The organism is Rhizobium tibeticum (genome assembly GCF_900110205.1).
GTDB classification, from domain to species: Bacteria; Pseudomonadota; Alphaproteobacteria; order Rhizobiales; family Rhizobiaceae; genus Rhizobium; species Rhizobium tibeticum.
In genome coordinates this window covers 165531-184244 of sequence record NZ_FOCV01000003.1, presented here as the reverse complement: position 1 = coordinate 184244, position 18714 = coordinate 165531, and the positions used below count along the sequence as shown (strand labels likewise).

Sequence of the window (18714 nt, the reverse complement as noted above, 5' to 3'; positions counted from 1 at the left end):
TCTGTCAGACAAAGCGGTGAAGTTGGGCAGCGGCCTTGGCCGCAAGCTCCGCGATGTTGTCGCGGATGCGATGCTCGATCAGTCGTGCGGCATCCGGATACTCCTCGATCAGCCGATGGAAGAGCGAGCGGGTGATGCGGATAATGCTGGTGTCTTCCGTTGCAATGGCCGTAAACTTGCGCTCGACCAACGTAATCAACGCAAGTTCGGACAGAAGTGTGCCGGGTCCGACGGTGTTCTGAATTTCGGGCTGACCATCGCGACCCATCCGGCTGAGTTCGACGCCGCCACCGAGGATGACATAGGCGCTTTCCGCCGGCGAGCCCTCCCGAAAGAGCATCTGGCCGGCTGAAATGACGCGTCTATCCGCGCCGAAGGCGATCAGCCGCAACTGATCCTCGGACATGCCGTGGAACAGCGAAAGCTGCGACAGCAGCCGGATGTCATCGTTCAGTGCCATCTTACGGTATGATCTTGTAGCCGCCGTTTTCCGTTACCAGAATTTCGGCATTGGAGGGATCGCGTTCGATCTTCTGGCGCAGCCGATAGACATGGGTTTCCAACGTGTGCGTCGTCACGCCGGAATTGTAACCCCATACCTCTTCAAGCAGCACGTCACGGGTGACGACCTTTTGTTCCGCGCGATAGAGGTAGCGAATGATCGCCGCTTCCTTCTCGGTCAGGCGAATCTTTTGGCCGCTGTCCATCGTAAGGAGCTTCTGGCTCGGCTTGAAGACGTAGGGGCCGACATTGAAGGTAGCATCCTCGCTTTGCTCATGCTGTCGCAGCTGTACGCGGATGCGGGCAAGCAGGACCGCAAAGCGGAATGGCTTGGTGATGTAGTCGTTGGCGCCGGCCTCCAAGCCAAGGATCGTATCTGAGTCTGTGTCATGGCCGGTCAGCATGATGATCGGGGCTTTTAGTCCGCCCTTGCGCAGCAGCTTCACGGCCTCGCGGCCGTCCATGTCAGGCAGGCCCACATCCATGATGAGCAGGTCGATCGGCGTTGATCGCGCGCGCTCGACACCCTTGGCCGCCGTCATTTCCTGAAGGACCGTGAACTCGTCATAGAGAGAAAGCTGCTCCGTGAGTGTCTCGCGGAGGTCGTCATCATCATCCACCAAGAGAATGGTGCGTGCGGTCATGCGGCTCTATCCCTCGCCTGCGGTCCCTCATTCCTACGCCAATTTTCTACCATTGGCAAAGATCGGGCGACCGAGCTGTTGTCGTATACGATGCTATATGATTTCAATCGTTGTCCTGGCAATCGCAACCACATGTGAGAAAAATGGAGAAAACAAGGCGTCCGAGACCGATAAAGTCGACGACCCTCCTCGTTCGTCCTGCTCCGGGCAAAAAAAGCAGGGCTTTGATCCAGTTCGGCACGATTACCGTGCCCGCCGCAATCGGTCGTTCAGGCCGAACGGTTGGCAAGCGCGAGGGAGATGGTGCCACCCCCATAGCCTCGATGACGCTGCTTTCCGGCTTCCGCCGCGGCGACCGACCCATCCGTCTTGAGACGCCACTTGCGGTTCGCCGCATTCGTGGCGATATGCTTTGGTGCGACCAGCCCGAGAATGCGAATTACAACAGGCTCGTCAGAGCGCCGTTTCGGCCGAGCCACGAGGAAATGAAGCGCAAGGACGGGCTCTATGACGTCTGCCTCGTCATGGACTGGAATATCACGTCGCGGACACGAAATCGCGGCTCGGCAATCTTCTTGCATCTGATCAAGCCCGGCTACGAGCCAACCGCGGGATGTGTGGCGGTTCATCCGCGCGATATGCGGCGCCTTCTGCCCTTCATGCGCAAGGGCACAGTCATTCGCGTTCTTTGATCCGTGGGGGTGATAAACCAGCCCTGCTGACCTATATGCCTTTCGACCGGCGCACGGGCTGAAATGCGCGCAGGGAAATCCGCAACGGACGCGGGTTCAATCACGCCCCGTCCAATTCCTTAAACTTCCGGAGACATATTGTGGCACAGCAACCCATCATCACTTTCCATGACGGACATTCCATTCCCCAGGTCGGCCTCGGTGTTTGGCAGACACCCCAGGACATCGCAGCACCGACGGTGCGTACGGCCATTGCCGCCGGCTATCGTCACATCGACACGGCTTCCGGCTATGACAACGAGGAAGGTGTCGGTGAAGGCCTCCGCTCGTCCGGTCTCGATCGCAAGGACATTTTCGTTACCACCAAGCTTCGCAATACCGACCAAGGCCACGACGCGACAATGCGCGCGTTCGAGGGCAGTCTGAAGAAGCTCGGCACGGAGTATGTCGATCTCTACCTCATCCACTGGCCATCTCCGCACCGTGGGCTGTATCGCGAAACCTGGAAGGCTTTCGTGAAGATCAGGGAAGAAGGCCGCGCCCGTTCCATCGGCGTTTCGAACTTCTATCCCGATCATCTCGAACAGATCATCGGCGACACGGGCGTCGTTCCCGTCATCAACCAGATCGAGCTGCATCCCGATTTCCAGCAGAAGGCAGCGCAGGAAGCACACAGGAAGCTGAACATCGTCACCGAATCCTGGAGCCCGCTCGGTCAGGGCAAGTTGATCGCCGATCCGACGATTGCCGATATCGCCAAGAAGCACGGAAAGACGCCCGCGCAGGTCATCATCCGCTGGCATATCGACAGCGGCCTCGTCGTCATTCCGAAGTCGGTGACGCCGTCGCGCATCGAGGAGAATTTCAAGGTCTTCGATTTCAAGCTCGATGCGACCGACATGGCGGCGATTGCCAAGCTCGACGACAAGGGCGCCCGTATGGGGCCGGATCCGTACACGGCCAACTTCTGATCGAAACTTCGCTCTCCCTTCTCCGCTTCGAGAGAGGGGAGATACCGTCTTTGGCAGTCAGCCAAGTGAGCGCGGCGTGATGAACCGTTCCAGCATGCCGCTTCTCGGCTTCAGATCCTTCCAGTGATCGGCATCGAAATCGATGACGGCGAGTGCGGCCGTCGGGAATTTCTCTCTGATGCGAGCGCATGCCTCCGGATCGCCTTCGCCGATCAGACCGTCTGCGAGATCCTGAAATCCCGGATTGTGCCCTATCAGCATGAGCGTTCGAACCTGCGGGCCGATGGTCTGCATGACGGCAGCGATTTTCGCCGCGGACGCTTCGTACAATTCTTCCGCATCCTCTTTTGTGATCGAGGATGGAAGCTTCTTGGCGAGGAGTTCCCAAGTCTCCTGCGTGCGGCGAGCGGACGACACGAGCACCAGATCGGGAATAAGTCTTTCGTGAGCGAGATAGCGGCCCATCAGCGGTGCCGCCTTCTCGCCTCGACCGGCAAGCGGGCGGTCGTGGTCCGCGGTGTCGGAAGGCCACGCGGACTTGGCGTGGCGAAGAAGCAGGAGGCGTCGTTTCGCGGTCGACTTTGCGGCGTTCATGTTGCTCATCCAAAAGGAGCCCAGGATCGAACGCAGCTATTGTCTCACCAAATACGTCCGGCGTCTGCTGGGATAACCTCCCCCTCGTCTGCGAGAGGGAGGCTATCCATTGTTAGTTCCACTCGCGAATATCGACGAAGTGGCCGGCGATCGCGGCAGCGGCGGCCATTGCCGGCGAGACGAGGTGCGTCCGACCCTTGAAGCCCTGACGGCCTTCGAAGTTGCGGTTCGAGGTCGAGGCGCAGCGTTCGCCGGGCTTCAGGCGGTCGTCGTTCATGGCCAGGCACATGGAGCAGCCCGGCTCGCGCCAGTCGAAGCCGGCGGCCTTGAAGATCTTGTCGAGGCCTTCCTGCTCTGCCTGTTCCTTCACGAGGCCGGAGCCTGGAACGATCATGGCATTGACGGTCGAGGCAACGGTCTTGCCTTCGACGACCTTGGCAACGGCGCGCAGATCCTCGATACGGCCGTTGGTGCAGGAACCGATGAAGACACGGTCGATGTTGATTTCGGTGATCGGGGTGCCGGGCTTCAGGCCCATGTAGTCAAGCGCACGCCATTTGGAAGCGCGCTTCGTCTCTTCCGGGATTTCGTCCGGGTTCGGAACGACGCCCTGAACGGAAATGACATCCTCCGGCGAGGAGCCCCAGGAAACGATCGGGGGCAGCTCGGCGGCGTTGAGCTTCACAACCCGGTCGAAATGCGCGCCCTCGTCTGACTTCAGGGTCTTCCAGTAAGCGATAGCCTGCTCCAGCGTCTCGCCCTTCGGCGCACGCGGCTTGCCTTTGATGTACTCAAAAGTGATGTCGTCAGGCGCGATCAGGCCGGCGCGCGCGCCGCCTTCGATCGACATGTTGCAGATCGTCATGCGGCCTTCCATCGACAGCGCGCGAATAGCTTCGCCGGCATATTCGATGACGTAGCCGGTGCCGCCGGCCGTGCCGATTTCGCCGATGATGGCGAGAACGATGTCCTTGGCAGTGACGCCAGCCGGCAGCTGGCCGTCGACCTGCACCAGCATGTTCTTCGCCTTCTTCTGGATGAGCGTCTGGGTTGCGAGCACGTGCTCGACCTCAGAGGTGCCGATGCCATGTGCAAGCGAGCCGAAGGCGCCGTGCGTCGAGGTGTGGCTGTCGCCGCAGACGATCGTCATGCCCGGCAGGGTGAAGCCCTGTTCCGGTCCGATGATGTGGACGATGCCCTGGCGCTTGTCGTTCTCCGAGTAGTATTCGACGTTGAATTCAGCGGCGTTGATGGCCAGCTGTTCGACCTGGATGCGGCTTTCCTCGTTCTTGATGCCGAGATGACGATCCGGCGAGGTCGGAACGTTGTGGTCGACGACAGCCAGTGTCTTTTCAGGCGCACGAACCTTGCGGCCGGTCATCCGCAGGCCTTCGAAAGCCTGCGGCGAGGTAACTTCGTGGACCAGGTGGCGGTCGATGTAGAGAAGACAGGTGCCGTCGCCCTGTTGATCGACCAGATGGTCGTCCCAGATCTTGTCGTAAAGGGTACGCGGTGCGCTCATGGCGGTAAGTCCGTTTTTTGGATGCATATGGAGAAATGGAGCTGGGGGCGGACGGGTCCGCCGCGCCGTCATTCGATCAACGAAGTCGGCTGTTGAGTGCACCGGAAACGGCCGCAAAGAAACGTGCCGGCAGGCGGTAATGATCCTGCAGCACGAAAATATGCGCCCCAATGCAACTAAACTTGGATTCCATGGGCTGTCACATACCAATTTTTCGCGACGGCGGCAATTCGAATCATTCAGCCGCTATCGCTGATCCCTACCGCGCATCCGTTTCTCCACTTGCCTCAGGGCAAGCGACAAACCGATTGTCAGGATGAGGTAGATATAGGTGACGATCGAATAGGTTTCAAAGAAGCGGAACGAGCCGGAGGCGTAGATCTTGCCCATCTGCGTGATGTCGGAAACGCCGAGTACCGAGACCAGCGAACTGTCCTTCACCATCGCCACGAAATCGTTCGACAGCGGCGGGAAGATCACCTTGATCGCCTGCGGGAAGACGACGAAGCGGAAGCGGTGATAGCGCGACAGGCCGAGCGCTTTGGCCGCTTCGATCTGCCCATGATCGACGGACTGAATGCCGGCGCGGAATACCTCGGCGATGAAGGAGGAATAGCCGATCATCAGGGCGATGATCGCCCGCCACATCAGCGAGAAATCCCGTACCATCACCGGCTCGCTCACGCCGGCCTGGACCAGCGGCGTGGTCACAAAATTGTAGGCGGCGACGATGCCAGGGGCGCCGACGAAGGCGACATAGAACAGCAGCACCAGCATCGGCACGCCGCGGATAACCTCGATATAGAAGCGCGAGATCTGGCGCAGCGCGACGCTGTCGGACAGCCCAAGCAGCGCTATGCCGAGGCCGAGGATGGTCGCCAGTGCGAATCCCACCAACGTCACGAAGGTGGTGACGCCGACGCCGTTGAAGATGGTGCGGAAGACCTGCGCATAGATGTCGTTGGTAATGATGACGACGGCAAGGACGATGCCGATCACGATAAGGGCGACCAGCCACCAGGGGTAGTCGCCCTTACTATGCCCGCCAGGGGCTTGCTGAGGAGCCATCACGTGTTAGCCGAAGACAGGATCATTCGCCCATCTTGTAGTCGAGGAACCACTTCTTGTTTAGGGCATCAAAGGTGCCGTCGGCCTTCAGGCTTGCGATCGCGGCATTCACCGGCGCAACCAGATCGGAGCCTTTCGGGAAGATGAAGCCGAAATCCTCGGTGCCGAGCGGGCCGCCGATAACCTTCAGGCCGCCGTTGGAGGCATCGACGTAACCCTTGGCGGCGACGCTGTCGGTCAGCACCACGTCGACGTCGCCGGCCTTGAGGGCCTGCACGGTGGCGCCGAACGTCTCGAAGAGCTTTACGCGGGGGTTCTGCTCGTTGCCGTCAAGAATCTCGTAAACGGCTGTATAGAAAGGCGAGGTACCCGGCTGTGCGCCGACGAGGCCGTCGCTGAAGGCACCGAACGTCTTGGCGTCGGTGAAGCGTTTCTCGTCGCCGCGCACCAGCATGAACTGCTGCGAGCGCATGTAGGGATCGGAGAAATCCACCTTGGCCTTGCGATCATCCTTGATGGTGATGCCGGTCATGCCGATGTTGTACTGGTTGTCCGAGACGGCTTGGATCATCGCGTCCCAGCTGGCGTTCTGGTACTCGACCTTGAAATTCAACCGCTTGGCGATCTCGTCCATCGCATCATATTCCCAGCCGATCGCCTTGCCCGACTTCGGATCGACGAACTGCAGCGGCGGGTAGGCGTTCTCGGTAACGATGACGACCGACTTGCCTTGAAGGTTCGGAAGATCGGCGCCGAAGGCTGCCAGTGGCGACAGAATGAGAGCGGTCAGTCCAGCAAGGACGGTGCGGTAAAACGGCATTGAATATCTCCCCGAAACATAGCTCGCGAAACCTGTCATAGGTGCGAAGCCGATGGCAAGAGCATTGCCGTATGCGGGCATCCAAAAACAGAAAAGGCGGCCCAAAGACCGCCTTTCCATGCGAAGATTTTTGCGTTGCCGCAGAACTTATTCTGCTGCCGGTTCCGCAGCGGCTGCAGCTTCTGCTGCTGCCTTGGCTTCTGCGGCTTCCTGTGCTGCCTTCTCGGCTGCGAGCGCCTGAGCTGCTGCAACCTTTTCGGCTTCCAGACGTGCCTTTTCCTCGGCAACGGCCTGACGCTCGGCGTCGTTGAGCTTGCGGGCGCGGGTGCCGGTGTTCTCGACAATACGAGCCGACTTGCCGCGACGGTCGCGCAGGTAGTAGAGCTTGGCGCGACGGACCTTACCGCGGCGAACGACTTCTACGCTTTCGATAGCCGGGGAGTAGACCGGGAATACGCGCTCGACGCCTTCGCCGTAGGAGATCTTGCGAACCGTGAAGTTTTCCTGCAGACCGCCGCCGGAGCGAGCGATGCAAACGCCTTCGTAGGCCTGTACGCGGGTACGGGTGCCTTCCTTGACGCGGACGTTGACGCGAACGGTGTCGCCCGGGGAGAATTCCGGAAGCGTGCGCTGGGCTTCGATCTTGGCGACCTGTTCGGCCTCAAGCTGCTGAATGATATTCATGACTCAACCTCTTTGTTGGTTCAACAGCCAGAGCGCTCTGACGATCTATCCTTGGTCAAGCCGCAGATATTTGCCGGTGAGGGCAGGAGCGAATTCGTCTGTTTTTCTTTACGTGGTTGATGGGAAATTTCCCATTCCGGGCGTGCGGATACCCTATTACGCAGGCTTTGTCACCCCTTCGGGCTGGAAATTTCGCCGCGCCGAACGCCAAACGCGACTTTTGCCGGCTTTGCTCGCTGTCAAGCCTGTGACTCATTTGATTAAATATTTGTCAAATGCACAAGAGGGGAGCAGATTCTCGTTTGGGTCAAATTGTGATCCGTTTCGGTTTCGGAGGGGAATGAATGACAATAAGCAATCCGTCGCCCTCGTTATATAACGAGGACTTGGCGCCTGCGCAGGAGAGGAAGTGGGGCGCCTTCAGTATCTTCAATGTGTGGACTTCGGACGTTCACAGCCTCTGGGGTTATTATCTTGCCGCGAGCCTTTTCCTGCTATGCGGCAGCTTCATCAACTTCGTGATCGCAATTGGTATCGGATCGCTGGTCATCTTCTTCCTCATGAGCCTCGTCGGCAATGCCGGCGTCAAGACGGGGGTGCCGTTCCCGGTTCTTGCCCGCGCCTCGTTCGGTACGTTCGGGGCCAATGCCCCGGCCCTCGTGCGCGCGGTCGTCGCCTGCTTCTGGTACGGCGCGCAAACGGCGGCGGCATCCGGCGCGATTGTTGCCCTTTTGATCCGCAACGAGGGCATGCTCGCCTTCCATCAAAGTAGCCACATGCTCAGCCATTCGACGCTGGAGGTCATATGCTTCGTCGTCGTCTGGGCCCTGCAGCTCCTGATCATCCAGCGTGGCATGGAGACGGTGCGCAAGTTCCAAGATATGGCTGGTCCGGCCGTCTGGGTGATGATGCTTGTCCTGGCGGTCTATCTTGTCATCAAGGCAGGCAGCTTCTCCTTCGGAGCCGAGATCCCGCGCGACGTCCTGCTTGAGAAGACGAAGGATGCGGGCATTCCGGGCGAACCGGGCTCGTTCCCGGCTCTTGCCGCGGTTGCCGCGACATGGATCACCTACTTCGCGGCTCTCTACCTGAACTTCTGCGATTTCTCCCGCTATGCCAAGGACACCAAAACCCTTCGCAAGGGCAATCTCTGGGGTCTGCCGATCAACCTTATCGCCTTCTGCCTCGTCGCGGGCGTTACGACCACGGCTGCGTTCACCGTCTACGGTGAAGTGCTGCTGCATCCGGAGGCGATCTCGGCGAAATTCGACAGCTGGTTCCTGGCGCTGCTTGCGGCTCTGACCTTCGCCGTCGCAACGCTTGGCATCAACGTGGTTGCAAACTTCGTCTCGCCGGCTTTCGATTTCTCCAATGTCTTTCCCCGGCAGATCAGCTTCAAGCGGGGTGGTTACATCGCTGCTCTGATTGCGCTGGCGCTTTATCCGTTCGCACCGTGGGAAACGGGTGCCGCGCACTTCGTCAACTTCATCGGTTCGACGATGGGGCCGATCTTCGGGATCATGATGGTGGACTACTATCTCATCCGGAAGGGTGAGTTGAACGTTGCGGCCCTCTATCAGGAGAATGGTGAGTTCCGCTTCCAGAACGGCTGGCACACGAATGCCTTCATCGCCTTCGTGATCGGTGCGCTGTTCTCATCGATCCTGCCGACCTTCACGTCAATCCTGCCGGATTGGTGGGCGACCTATGGCTGGTTCTTCGGCGTCGGCATTGGCGGCCTCGTCTACTACGTGTTGCGTATGAGCGCGCGCGGCTCGGCGGTCGGAGCCACCAGCTGACCACCCCGACGATCGAGTGCCCGGCTTCGCCCGGGCATTTCTTATTCTTCCAGCAGGTCCGGGCGCCGTTCCCGGGTCAGCTGAAGTGCCTGCTCGCGGCGCCATTTGTCGATCGCACCGTGGTTCCCCGATGTAAGGATCGCCGGAATTTCCCGGCCTTCCCATTCTTGCGGCCGGGTATAGTGCGGATGCTCCAGCAGGCCGCCTTCGAAGCTCTCATGCAATCCGGAAAGATCGTTGCCCATGACGCCGGGTAGAATGCGGACGATCGCATCGAGCACGGTCAGCGCGGCCGGTTCGCCTCCCGATAGCACGTAGTCGCCGATCGAGACTTCTTCGAGCTCGCGTGCATCGATGACACGCTGATCCACCCCCTCGAAGCGGCCACAAACGATGATAACGCCGTCGCCGGATGCGAGTTCGCGCACGCGCTCCTGGGTCAACGGCTTGCCGCGCGGGCTCATCAACAGGCGCGGGCGGGTGTCATTTTCGCAGGCGCTATCGATGGCGCGGGCGAGAACGTCGGGCTTCAGCACCATACCGGCGCCGCCACCGGCGGGCGTGTCATCGACGGTGCGGTGCTTGTCTGTGGCGAAATCGCGGATCTGCACGGTATCGAGCGACCACTGGCCACGTTCGATTGCCTTGCCGGCAAGGGAGTAGCCGAGATGGCCCGGAAACATTTCCGGGTAGAGGGTCAGCACGGTCGCGCGGAACGCCATCGACGGCCTCACTTCTTCTTTTTCGGCTTGTCGGGCGTGAATTTCGGGCCGCCATCCTCACCGTCGACGAGGCCGGCGGCCAGCGGATCGATGGTGATCTTGCCGCCTTCGAGGTCGATGTCGAGCACCGAGACTTCCGAGAAGGGGATCAGTACCGGGCGCTTGCCAGGCCCTTTCAGTTCCAGGAGATCGCCGGCGCCGAAGTCGAAAACGCCGGTCACGGTGCCGTAGCTGACGCCCTGGTCGTCGAGCGCTTCCAGCCCCTCGAGATCGGCGTAGAAGAATTCGTCCTCCTCCAGCTCCTCGTCGGGAAGGTTGTCGCGCTCGATGTAGAGCTCCAATCCGTTCAGCGCCTCGGCCGCATTGCGGTCGTTGATGCCGCGGAAGCGGACGACGACAACGTTCTTCATTTCCCGGATATCGAGGATCTCGAAGGTGCGCCCATCCATGCTGTGCAGATTGCCGTAGTCGCCGAGCGCGGTCGGGTCGGCGGTATAGGCCTTGGCCCGCACTTCGCCGCGCAGCCCCTGGGCACCACCGATCGTTGCCATCAGAACCGGATTTTCAAGCTTTGCCATGACGTCCTTCACATGAAGCCGCAAATCTGGGGCTTCTCTTAACCGAAGTGCGGCGGAATGGAAACGAAAACGGGCGGCATGTCGCCATGCCGCCCGCGTCATAAGGGAAGGATCCCGATTATTCTGCGGAAGCAGCAGCTTCGGCAGCGTCAGCGGCCTTCTGAGCTTTTTCAGCAGCGCGCTCCTGAGCCTTCTTGCCAGGCTTTGCCTTGACCGGGTTGTTCTTGGTTTCGCGCTTTGCAACGCCAGCTTCGTCGAGGAAGCGCAGAACGCGGTCGGTCGGCTGTGCGCCGTTGTCGAGCCAATGCTTGATGCGCTCGGCGTTCAGTTCAATGCGCTTTGCATCGTCCTTGGCGAGCATTGGATTCCACGAACCGAGCTTTTCGAGGAAGCGGCCATCGCGTGGCGAACGGGCGTCGGCGACGACAACATGGTAGTACGGGCGCTTCTTGGAGCCACCGCGGGCGAGACGAATTTTCAGTGCCATTTTCTTTACTCCTTGGATTTTTTGGACCGCCTGGTTTGGCGGTATGGTTCATTTTGCTGCGGCGCCGTTTTCGGCGTGATCCGCGGCGATCTGCTCATGATGCCGGATGACTTCCTTGATGACGAAGTTCAGGAACTTCTCGGCGAAATCCGGATCCAGATTGGCATCCTTCGCCAGGTGGCGAAGGCGTTCGATCTGGTATTCTTCGCGCGCCGGATCGGCCGGCGGCAACTTATACTTGGCCTTGAGAACGCCGACCTCTTTGGTGCAGCGGAAACGTTCGGCCAGGATATGGACCAATGCCGCGTCGATGTTGTCGATCGACTGGCGATAGCTCGAAAGCTGGGCCTTGATTTCAGGATCAATCATCTTCTACGCGACCCTTCACTTCTTTTTGGGCAAGCCGGGCAGACCCGGGAAACCACCGCCAAGGCCGGGGAGCTTGGCGCCGCCCAGACCCGGCAAACCACCGCCGAGGCCAGGCATGCCGCCGCCCGGCTTGCCGAGGCCGGCCGCTTCCGCCTGCTTCTGCAATGCTTCGAGCTGCTTCGGATCGATGTTGGAGAGGTCAGGCATGCCGCCCATGCCGCCGCCAAGGCCACCGAGGCCCATCTTGCCGGCAAGGCCGCCCATCATCTGCTTCATCATCCCGCCTTTGCCCTTGCCGCCCATCATCTTCATCATGTCGGCCATCTGACGGTGCATCTTCAGAAGCTTGTTGATGTCGGAGGCATCGGTACCGGAACCGGCGGCGATGCGCTTCTTTCGCGAATGCTTGAGCATGTCAGGGTTGGCGCGTTCGGCCTTGGTCATCGAACCGATGATGGCAAGCTGACGGCCGAACAGGCTGTCGTTGAGGCCGGCGGAGGCCATCTTGTCCTTCATGCCGGCCATGCCGGGCATCATGCTCATGATGCCGCCCATGCCGCCCATCTTCTGCATCTGGCGCAGCTGGTCGGCGAGGTCGTTCAGGTCGAACTTGCCCTTGGCCATCTTGGCGGCCATGGCGGCCGCCTTTTCGGCGTCGATATTTTCGGCAGCGCGCTCGACCAGCGAAACGATGTCGCCCATTCCGAGAATACGGTCGGCGATACGGCGGGGATGGAATTCCTCCAACTCGCCCATGCGCTCGCCGACACCGATCAGCTTGATCGGCTTGCCTGTCACGGCGCGCATCGACAGCGCGGCGCCGCCACGGCCGTCGCCGTCCATGCGGGTCAGAACGAGGCCGGTGATGCCGACGCGCTCGTCGAAATTGCGGGCGAGGTTGACGGCGTCCTGACCGGTCAGCGAGTCTGCGACCAGCAGGATTTCGTGCGGATTCGACTTCTTCTTGATATCGGCCATTTCGACCATCAAGGGTTCGTCGATATGAGTGCGGCCGGCGGTGTCGAGGATGACGACGTCATGGCCGCCGAGCTTGGCTGCCTGCACGGCTCGGGCGGCGATGTCGGTGGGCGACTGGCCCGCGATGACGGGCAACGTGTCGATGCTCGCCTGGACGCCGAGTTGGCGCAACTGCTCCTGCGCTGCCGGACGGCGCGTGTCGAGCGATGCCATCAGCACCTTCTTCTTCTCGCGCGTCGTCAGGCGGTGGGCAATCTTGGCGGACGTGGTAGTCTTGCCCGAGCCCTGCAGACCGACCATCATGATGACGACGGGGGCGGCTGCGTGTAGGTCGACACCGACGCCTTCTCCACCGAGCATCTCGATCAGCTCGTCATGGACGATCTTGACGACCATCTGGCCAGGCTTGATCGACTTCAGGATCTCGGCGCCGACGGCTTTTTCGCGGATGCGGTCGGTGAAGGCACGCACCACGTCGAGCGCGACGTCGGCTTCCAGCAACGCACGGCGAACCTCGCGCAGCGCTGCGGAAACATCACTTTCCGAAAGCGCGCCACGGCCTGTCAGTCCATTCAGAATGGAACCAAGACGGTCCTGGAGGTTTTCAAACATCGGCTCTTCCTTGTGTTTCCGGGATAGCGGAAACCTCGTGCTTTTCCTTGACGAAAACAAGACGCATAACCAAAAAGCACCCGAGGGCGCATCGCGCTGTCGGGTGTGGACCTCCGGGATCTCTTTATACCTCTTAACGGGTCCCGGTCGGTGGCTCGAGTCTTGAAGCTCGTCGCAGATTGAGCGGCGATAAATAGGAAAACGGGCCAGGAGTCAAGGGAACGCCGAGAAAAGACCACGCGCGGGTCTTTCAAAAGCACGCGCCCAAACCCAGATCCTATTCTGCTCTCAAACGGAACCGCTTTCGAATGCCGACAGCCAAGCGACGCAATCCATACTATCAGGGGCCCGTTTCCGATCACTTCGACGGCACGCATTTCTTCAATCCGGATGGTATCGAGCCTCTCGGCTTCCGAGATTTGATGAGATGGCAGTTCGGCGGCGGTCGCGATCGCTGGCCGAGGTCGGTTCCAAGCCCGTTCGCACCAGCAAAACCCGATCTGCGCGTGGATGGAAATGATTTGCGGGTGACCATGGTCGGTCATGCGACACTGTTGGTGCAGGTCGCGGGACTTAACATCCTCACGGATCCGGTTTGGTCCGAGCGCGCCAGCCCCTTCACCTTTGCCGGCCCGAAGCGCGCCGTTGCGCCGGGCATCGCAATCGACGATCTGCCGCCGATCGATCTCGTGTTTGTGTCCCACAATCACTACGACCATCTTGATGTTGTGACGCTCAAGCTCTTGCACGCAAAGCATCGGCCGCATGTTGTGACGCCCCTCGGCAACGACACGATCATTCGCAGTGCGGTGCCCGACATGCAGGTGACGGCTATGGATTGGGGCACGCGCCTATCCCTGGCGGGAATCAGCATCGATGCTGAACCGGTGCATCATTGGTCGGCACGCGGCACCGGGGATCGCCGCATGGCGCTGTGGGCTGCTTTCGTCCTGGCGACGCCGGCCGGGAAGATCTACCACGTCGGGGATACGGGATTCCACGGCGGCGTCAACTATGAGGCTGCACGGCAAAAGCATGGCGCCTTTCGCCTCGCCATCCTGCCCTTCGGGGCATACGAGCCGCGTTGGTTCATGAAGGGCCAGCATCAGAATCCTGCGGAAGCGGTGATGGGCATGCAGCTGGCGAATGCGGCCTATGTGGCAGGGCATCACTTTGCGACGTTCCAGCTGACCGACGAGGCGATCGATGCGCCGGTCAAGGCGCTGAAAGCCGCCATGGCTGAGCATGGCATACCGCCCGAACGGTTCCGTCCGCTCAGGGCAGGCGAGGTATTCGACGTGCCGTCTGCATGATCGTCAGTGCGCTTGTGCCCCCGCGCCGTGCGCATTGATGATGGTGTCGGCCTCCTTGCCATAGAGCTCCTCGAAGTGATCGAAAGTCTTTGAAAAATGGCCAATGCCCTGCGTTGCGGACCTGAGCGACCGCCCCAGTTCGTCAAGCACCCCGCCGGGGACGAGTGCCCGAAATATGTCCCAGCCCTTCGCGTTCTCGTCCCGATCGAAGCCGAGCACTTGGCCTCTCATTGAGGAGACGAGCGTTACAATGCCGCCCGAAAAGATCGAGGGGATGTGGATTTCCACCCGTACGACCGGCTGCATGAGAACGGCGGACGCCTGTGAAAGTGCCTGCTTGACGCCCATTTTGCCGGCCGCACGGAAGGCGAAATCAGAGCTGTCGACCGAATGATACTGGCCATCGGTCAAAGTCACGTCGACGTCTATGACCTGGAAGCCGAGCGGCCCTTTCTCCATCGCTTCGCGGGCACCGGCCTCGACTGCCGGTATGTAGTTTCGCGGCACAGTGCCGCCTTTGACGCTTTCGCCGAACGTGAAGCCCTGGCCGCGCTCGTTCGGCCGGACGCTGAGCTGCACATCGGCGAATTGTCCGGCGCCGCCCGTCTGTTTGCGGTGCCGGTAGCGGACGTCCGAGGGCTTCGAGATGGTCTCCCGGTAGATTGGGTTTGGCGCGCGGTCCGAAACTTCGACCCGGAAGACCTCCGACAGCGTCTTGCGAAGTTCGCGCAGATGGACCGGTCCCTGAGCGCAGATCAGCGCTGCGCCGGTGCCTTCCTCCTGCATCACCTTCAGGCCGCGATCGGTTTCCGCCAATTTCGCCAGCGTTGCCGAGAGCTTGGTTTCATCACGCTCGCTGCCGGGAACAAGTATTCTCTCCAGCATCGGTGTCGGCGGTGTAGTCCAGTCGGGCGGTTCGACGCTTGCCGACTGTGTCAGCAGGGCGGGCGCGGGCAGATGGTCTGATTTCAGAGCGGCAAAGACGCCGCCTGGCTGCACGCTGCCACTGATCGGCTTTCCGCTGCCGGCCTCCTGCAGCGGGCCCAGAGTTGCGCCGCCCAAGGAGGCACCTTGCTTCAAGCCGTCGGCCAGCGCGCGAACCAGCACCGTCTTGCCGACATTGGCCTTGTGATAAGCATGGAAACTGGCGGCGGAAAGTGCCGCTTCTTCCGCACCGGAACTTGTTGCGAGACGGGTCCGTAGTGCCGTTGCCGGTGGGGCTTCGTGGCGCAGGGCCTTCATCAGGCGCATGATGCCATTGCCGTGGGAGGCGGCACCGAACAGCACGGGGATAACCCGGTTCTCTTTGAGGATGCGCGAGGAGATGGCAAACAGCGTGTCACTTGCCGGCTCCCGGTCTTCGATGAGCTCCTCGAGAAGCCAGTCATCGAACTCCGACAATTGCTCGAGCATCTCTGCCCGCGCCTCGTGCTCGCGCTCGGCGGCATCCTGCGGCAGTTCGATCAGCGCGGAGGGCTGCCCCTCCCGGTAGCGCCAGGCGCGCTCGGAAATCAGGTCGCAGCTGCCGACAATCGTGTCGCCTTCACGGATCGGGACCTGTCGTAAGACGAGGGGATGGTTGGAATAGGTCTGAAGTGCGGCAATGACATCACGCAGTCGACCGCGCGGCTCGTCCATCCGATTGATGAAGACCACGCAGGGCGTGCTGGAGGCCTCGATGGCGCGCAGATAAGGTGCGGCCAGAACGGCATCATCCGGCGTCGGCGATATGCAGAGAATACAGGCGTCGCTGACGAGCAGGGCATCCTGCGCCAAGGCCAGGGCCTCGTTTGCCCCAGGCGTGTCGACCGCACACCACGCTTCGTCCTTGAAATCGAATTCCGTCAGGCTTGATCCGTATGGAGAGGCTGACTTTCTGGGCGTTCCCTCGAGCGAGGCCAGCTTTGCGACGAGCGTCGTTTTTCCCGTCTGCGAGGGCCCAAGTACCGTGAAGCAGCGCATCGGCGATCCTCCCTGCCAAAAGCACGCATCCGAAACCAAAGAATGCCTCGAAGCGAAGAAAAGCGCCAGATAGTTGCGATCATTCTTAAATATGAGGCTTCGGTATAGCGCTCCCATCAATGTGTCGCTGCGTTCGGGTCCGTCAACCCACTGGTAATTCCCCCGCATTTCCGCCATATACAGCCCAAACAGTGACGGACATGACACCCATGAGCGCAACGGTCGAATTCGCGAAGATGAACGGGCTTGGCAACAAGATCCTGGTCGTTGACATGCGCGGCCGCGCCGACAGGGTGACGCCTGCCGCGGCAATCGCGCTGAATGCCGAGCCGGACACGCAGTTCGACCAGATCATGGCGATCCACGATCCGAAGGCATCGGGCACGGATGCCTGGATCGATATCCTGAACTCCGACGGATCGAAGGCGCAGGCCTGTGGCAACGGCACGCGCTGCGTCGTACAGGCACTCGCCGCGGAAACCGGCAAGAAGGTTTTCACCTTCCAGACGGTCGCAGGCATTCTGAATGCCGTCGAACACGAGGATGGGACGATCTCCGTCGATATGGGTAAGCCGGTCTTCGACTGGGACAAGATTCCGCTTGCGGAGGAATTCCACGACACGAGCCGCATCGAGCTGCAAATCGGGCCGATCGACAATCCGGTGCTGCATTCACCTTCCGTCGCTTCGATGGGTAATCCCCACGCGATCTTCTGGGTAGATAGGGATGTAATGTCCTTCGATCTCGGGCGCTTCGGCCCGTTGCTCGAAAACCATCCGATGTTTCCCGAGCGCGCCAACATAACGCTGGCGCAGGTGACCTCTCCAAGCTCGATCACGACGCGCACCTGGGAGCGGGGCGCGGGACTGACGCTTGCCTGCGGGTCTGCCGCCTGCGCCACGGCCGTTTCTGCCGCCCGTACCGGTCGGACGGGGCGTGAAGTCGCGGTGACGGTCGCAAGCAGCCCCAACCAGGGTGTGTTGACGATCGAATGGCGCGAGCATGATGGTCACGTCATCATGACGGGCCCTGCCGAGTGGGAGTGGTCCGGCGCGCTCGATCCGTCGACGGGTGCGTGGTCGCGAGATGCGACCCAGGGAGCGCAAGCGCGGTGAGCGGCGTCGAGGTCATTACCTTCGGCTGTCGTCTGAACACCTACGAATCCGAAGTGATGCGGGCGGAGGCCGAGAAGGCCGGGCTCAACAATGCCATCCTGGTGAATACTTGTGCGGTTACCGGCGAGGCTGTGCGCCAGGCTCGCCAGGCGATCCGACGCGCACGGCGCGACAACCCGCATGCCCGCATTATCGTTACCGGATGTGCGGCGCAGACGGAAAAAGAGACCTTCGCTGGCATGGCCGAGGTCGATGCCGTTCTCGGGAACGAAGAGAAACTGAAAAGCGCCTCCTATCGCACGCTTCCGGATTTCGGCGTTTCAGCGGAAGAGAAGCTGCGCGTCAACGATATCATGAGCGTGCGCCAGACGGCGCCGCAGATGGTCAAGCACATCGATGGTCATGTGCGGGCTTTCATCCAGGTCCAGAACGGCTGCGACCACCGCTGTACGTTCTGCATCATTCCCTATGGCCGCGGCAATTCGCGTTCCGTGCCGATGGGGGCAGTCGTCGACCAGGCGCGCAAGCTCGTCGAAACCGGCTACCGAGAGATCGTGCTGACCGGGGTCGACGCAACCAGTTACGGCGTCGATCTGCCTGGGGAGCCGACGCTCGGACTGCTTGCCAAGACGCTTCTGAAACAGGTGCCGGATGTTCGCCGCCTGCGGCTTTCATCGATCGACAGCATTGAGGCGGACAGGCATCTGCTGGATCTTATCGCCAACGAAGCGCGCTTCATGCCGCATCTCCACCTTTCGCTGCAACATGGCGACGACATGATCCTGAAGCGGATGAAGCGCCGCCATTCGAGCGCGGATGCCTTGGCCTTTATCAACGACGTGCGCAACGTGCGACCGGACATGAGCTTCGGCGCCGATATGATAGCCGGCTTTCCGACTGAGAGCGAAGAGATGTTCGCCAATGCCGTGCGGCTGGCGGAAGACGCCAATATCGCCCATCTCCATGTCTTTCCCTATAGCCCGCGGCCAGGCACGCCTGCCGCGCGAATGCCACAGCTCGATCGCGCGCTGGTCAAGGAGCGGGCTGCACGGCTTCGCGCCACTGGACATCGCTTGCATCAGTCCCATCTCGACGGAATGGTCGGAACGCGGCAATGGCTGCTCGTGGAAAACAACGGTTTGGCGCACACCGAAAACTTCACGCTTGTCGCCGCAGCCGGGCTTGCGCCTCGAAGCTTCGTGCAGGCTGCAATTACTGGCCACAACGGCAAGCACCTCGACATGCAATTGACGGCCGCCGACGCGGCCTGAGTTTACGGAATC

19 protein-coding genes are annotated in these 18714 nt (G+C 60.8%); 6 read left to right on the top strand and 13 right to left on the bottom strand.

Features of this window, described 5'->3' with window-relative positions:
• Positions 1–4 precede the first annotated feature (4 nt).
• Positions 5–460, bottom strand: a complete 456-nt coding sequence (locus BSG20_RS04660) for a cyclic nucleotide-binding domain-containing protein (protein WP_072369523.1) — start codon at positions 458–460, stop codon at positions 5–7.
• Position 461: 1 nt separating this feature from the next.
• The gene (locus BSG20_RS04655) at positions 462–1145 is read right to left on the bottom strand and encodes a response regulator transcription factor (RefSeq protein WP_072369521.1); all 684 of its coding nucleotides are present in this window, start codon (positions 1143–1145) and stop codon (positions 462–464) included.
• A 143-nt stretch (positions 1146–1288) separates the two neighbouring features.
• On the opposite strand from BSG20_RS04655, the gene BSG20_RS04650 reads away from it, so the two are divergent.
• On the top strand, positions 1289–1837 hold the full coding sequence (locus tag BSG20_RS04650) for a L,D-transpeptidase family protein (RefSeq protein ID WP_072369519.1): 549 nt from the start codon (positions 1289–1291) through the stop codon (positions 1835–1837).
• A gap of 140 nt (positions 1838–1977) precedes the next feature.
• On the top strand, positions 1978–2808 hold the full coding sequence (locus BSG20_RS04645) for an aldo/keto reductase (RefSeq protein ID WP_072369516.1): 831 nt from the start codon (positions 1978–1980) through the stop codon (positions 2806–2808).
• Positions 2809–2865: 57 nt separating this feature from the next.
• On the opposite strand, the gene BSG20_RS04640 is transcribed toward BSG20_RS04645, so the two are convergent.
• The 5 genes from BSG20_RS04640 to rplS all read right to left on the bottom strand — a co-directional run bounded on the left by BSG20_RS04640 (position 2866) and on the right by rplS (position 7496).
• Entirely contained in the window at positions 2866–3402 is a 537-nt protein-coding gene (locus tag BSG20_RS04640; RefSeq protein ID WP_072370159.1) for a SixA phosphatase family protein, read from the bottom strand.
• A gap of 112 nt (positions 3403–3514) precedes the next feature.
• A complete protein-coding gene (gene leuC / locus BSG20_RS04635) occupies positions 3515–4924 on the bottom strand; it encodes a 3-isopropylmalate dehydratase large subunit (protein WP_024315328.1) in 1410 nt (469 codons plus the stop codon).
• 246 nt (positions 4925–5170) lie between these two features.
• Positions 5171–5992 (bottom strand): amino acid ABC transporter permease, encoded by an 822-nt coding sequence (locus BSG20_RS04625; RefSeq protein WP_072369514.1) that lies wholly within the window; start codon positions 5990–5992, stop codon positions 5171–5173.
• A 22-nt stretch (positions 5993–6014) separates the two neighbouring features.
• A complete protein-coding gene (locus BSG20_RS04620) occupies positions 6015–6812 on the bottom strand; it encodes a transporter substrate-binding domain-containing protein (protein WP_072370156.1) in 798 nt (265 codons plus the stop codon).
• A gap of 147 nt (positions 6813–6959) precedes the next feature.
• Complete coding sequence (rplS, locus tag BSG20_RS04615; RefSeq protein WP_037116434.1) at positions 6960–7496, bottom strand: 50S ribosomal protein L19; 537 nt, start codon at positions 7494–7496, stop codon at positions 6960–6962.
• A gap of 344 nt (positions 7497–7840) precedes the next feature.
• Here rplS and BSG20_RS04610 point away from each other — a divergent pair, with 344 nt between their 5' ends.
• Positions 7841–9295: an NCS1 family nucleobase:cation symporter-1 gene (locus BSG20_RS04610; protein ID WP_072369513.1), complete on the top strand. Its 1455-nt coding sequence runs from the start codon at positions 7841–7843 to the stop codon at positions 9293–9295.
• Positions 9296–9336: 41 nt separating this feature from the next.
• Here the strand turns inward: BSG20_RS04610 and trmD are convergent, their stop codons facing one another.
• From trmD to ffh, 5 genes are all read right to left on the bottom strand, one after another.
• Positions 9337–10017, bottom strand: a complete 681-nt coding sequence (trmD, locus tag BSG20_RS04605) for a tRNA (guanosine(37)-N1)-methyltransferase TrmD (RefSeq protein WP_072369511.1) — start codon at positions 10015–10017, stop codon at positions 9337–9339.
• Positions 10018–10025: 8 nt separating this feature from the next.
• On the bottom strand, positions 10026–10595 hold the full coding sequence (gene rimM / locus BSG20_RS04600; RefSeq protein WP_072369504.1) for a ribosome maturation factor RimM: 570 nt from the start codon (positions 10593–10595) through the stop codon (positions 10026–10028).
• A 118-nt stretch (positions 10596–10713) separates the two neighbouring features.
• Positions 10714–11082: a 30S ribosomal protein S16 gene (gene rpsP / locus BSG20_RS04595; RefSeq protein WP_037116424.1), complete on the bottom strand. Its 369-nt coding sequence runs from the start codon at positions 11080–11082 to the stop codon at positions 10714–10716.
• A gap of 48 nt (positions 11083–11130) precedes the next feature.
• Positions 11131–11451 carry a chorismate mutase gene (locus tag BSG20_RS04590; RefSeq protein WP_024315320.1) on the bottom strand — a complete coding sequence of 107 codons (321 nt, stop codon included), beginning with the start codon at positions 11449–11451 and terminating at the stop codon, positions 11131–11133.
• A 15-nt stretch (positions 11452–11466) separates the two neighbouring features.
• Positions 11467–13041, bottom strand: coding sequence for a signal recognition particle protein (gene ffh, locus BSG20_RS04585; RefSeq protein ID WP_072369501.1), 1575 nt, complete (start codon positions 13039–13041; stop codon positions 11467–11469).
• A gap of 308 nt (positions 13042–13349) precedes the next feature.
• On the opposite strand from ffh, the gene BSG20_RS04580 reads away from it, so the two are divergent.
• Entirely contained in the window at positions 13350–14354 is a 1005-nt protein-coding gene (locus BSG20_RS04580) for an MBL fold metallo-hydrolase (RefSeq protein ID WP_072369498.1), read from the top strand.
• A gap of 3 nt (positions 14355–14357) precedes the next feature.
• Here the strand turns inward: BSG20_RS04580 and BSG20_RS04575 are convergent, their stop codons facing one another.
• Positions 14358–16316 carry an elongation factor G gene (locus tag BSG20_RS04575; RefSeq protein ID WP_072369495.1) on the bottom strand — a complete coding sequence of 653 codons (1959 nt, stop codon included), beginning with the start codon at positions 16314–16316 and terminating at the stop codon, positions 14358–14360.
• A 209-nt stretch (positions 16317–16525) separates the two neighbouring features.
• Between BSG20_RS04575 and dapF the strand changes: the two genes are divergently transcribed.
• Entirely contained in the window at positions 16526–17431 is a 906-nt protein-coding gene (dapF, locus tag BSG20_RS04570) for a diaminopimelate epimerase (protein ID WP_072369492.1), read from the top strand.
• Entirely contained in the window at positions 17428–18702 is a 1275-nt protein-coding gene (mtaB, locus tag BSG20_RS04565; protein WP_072369486.1) for a tRNA (N(6)-L-threonylcarbamoyladenosine(37)-C(2))-methylthiotransferase MtaB, read from the top strand. The genes dapF and mtaB overlap by 4 nt, the downstream gene beginning before the upstream one ends.
• The last annotated feature ends 12 nt before the right edge of the window (positions 18703–18714 follow it).

Excerpts from the sequence above, each read along its gene's own strand:
- ffh (WP_072369501.1), bottom strand. The coding sequence starts at position 13,041 with ATGTTTGAAAACCTCCAGGACCGTCTTGGTTCCATTCTGAATGGACTG.
- trmD (WP_072369511.1), bottom strand. The coding sequence starts at position 10,017 with ATGGCGTTCCGCGCGACCGTGCTGACCCTCTACCCGGAAATGTTTCCG.
- BSG20_RS04580 (WP_072369498.1), top strand. The coding sequence starts at position 13,350 with ATGCCGACAGCCAAGCGACGCAATCCATACTATCAGGGGCCCGTTTCC.
- BSG20_RS04590 (WP_024315320.1), bottom strand. The coding sequence starts at position 11,451 with ATGATTGATCCTGAAATCAAGGCCCAGCTTTCGAGCTATCGCCAGTCG.
- BSG20_RS04650 (WP_072369519.1), top strand. The coding sequence starts at position 1,289 with ATGGAGAAAACAAGGCGTCCGAGACCGATAAAGTCGACGACCCTCCTC.
- BSG20_RS04575 (WP_072369495.1), bottom strand. The coding sequence starts at position 16,316 with ATGCGCTGCTTCACGGTACTTGGGCCCTCGCAGACGGGAAAAACGACG.
- BSG20_RS04655 (WP_072369521.1), bottom strand. The coding sequence starts at position 1,145 with ATGACCGCACGCACCATTCTCTTGGTGGATGATGATGACGACCTCCGC.
- BSG20_RS04625 (WP_072369514.1), bottom strand. The coding sequence starts at position 5,992 with ATGGCTCCTCAGCAAGCCCCTGGCGGGCATAGTAAGGGCGACTACCCC.
- BSG20_RS04620 (WP_072370156.1), bottom strand. The coding sequence starts at position 6,812 with ATGCCGTTTTACCGCACCGTCCTTGCTGGACTGACCGCTCTCATTCTG.
- BSG20_RS04640 (WP_072370159.1), bottom strand. The coding sequence starts at position 3,402 with ATGAACGCCGCAAAGTCGACCGCGAAACGACGCCTCCTGCTTCTTCGC.
- dapF (WP_072369492.1), top strand. The coding sequence starts at position 16,526 with ATGAGCGCAACGGTCGAATTCGCGAAGATGAACGGGCTTGGCAACAAG.
- rpsP (WP_037116424.1), bottom strand. The coding sequence starts at position 11,082 with ATGGCACTGAAAATTCGTCTCGCCCGCGGTGGCTCCAAGAAGCGCCCG.
- leuC (WP_024315328.1), bottom strand. The coding sequence starts at position 4,924 with ATGAGCGCACCGCGTACCCTTTACGACAAGATCTGGGACGACCATCTG.
- rplS (WP_037116434.1), bottom strand. The coding sequence starts at position 7,496 with ATGAATATCATTCAGCAGCTTGAGGCCGAACAGGTCGCCAAGATCGAA.
- BSG20_RS04660 (WP_072369523.1), bottom strand. The coding sequence starts at position 460 with ATGGCACTGAACGATGACATCCGGCTGCTGTCGCAGCTTTCGCTGTTC.
- BSG20_RS04610 (WP_072369513.1), top strand. The coding sequence starts at position 7,841 with ATGACAATAAGCAATCCGTCGCCCTCGTTATATAACGAGGACTTGGCG.
- rimM (WP_072369504.1), bottom strand. The coding sequence starts at position 10,595 with ATGGCAAAGCTTGAAAATCCGGTTCTGATGGCAACGATCGGTGGTGCC.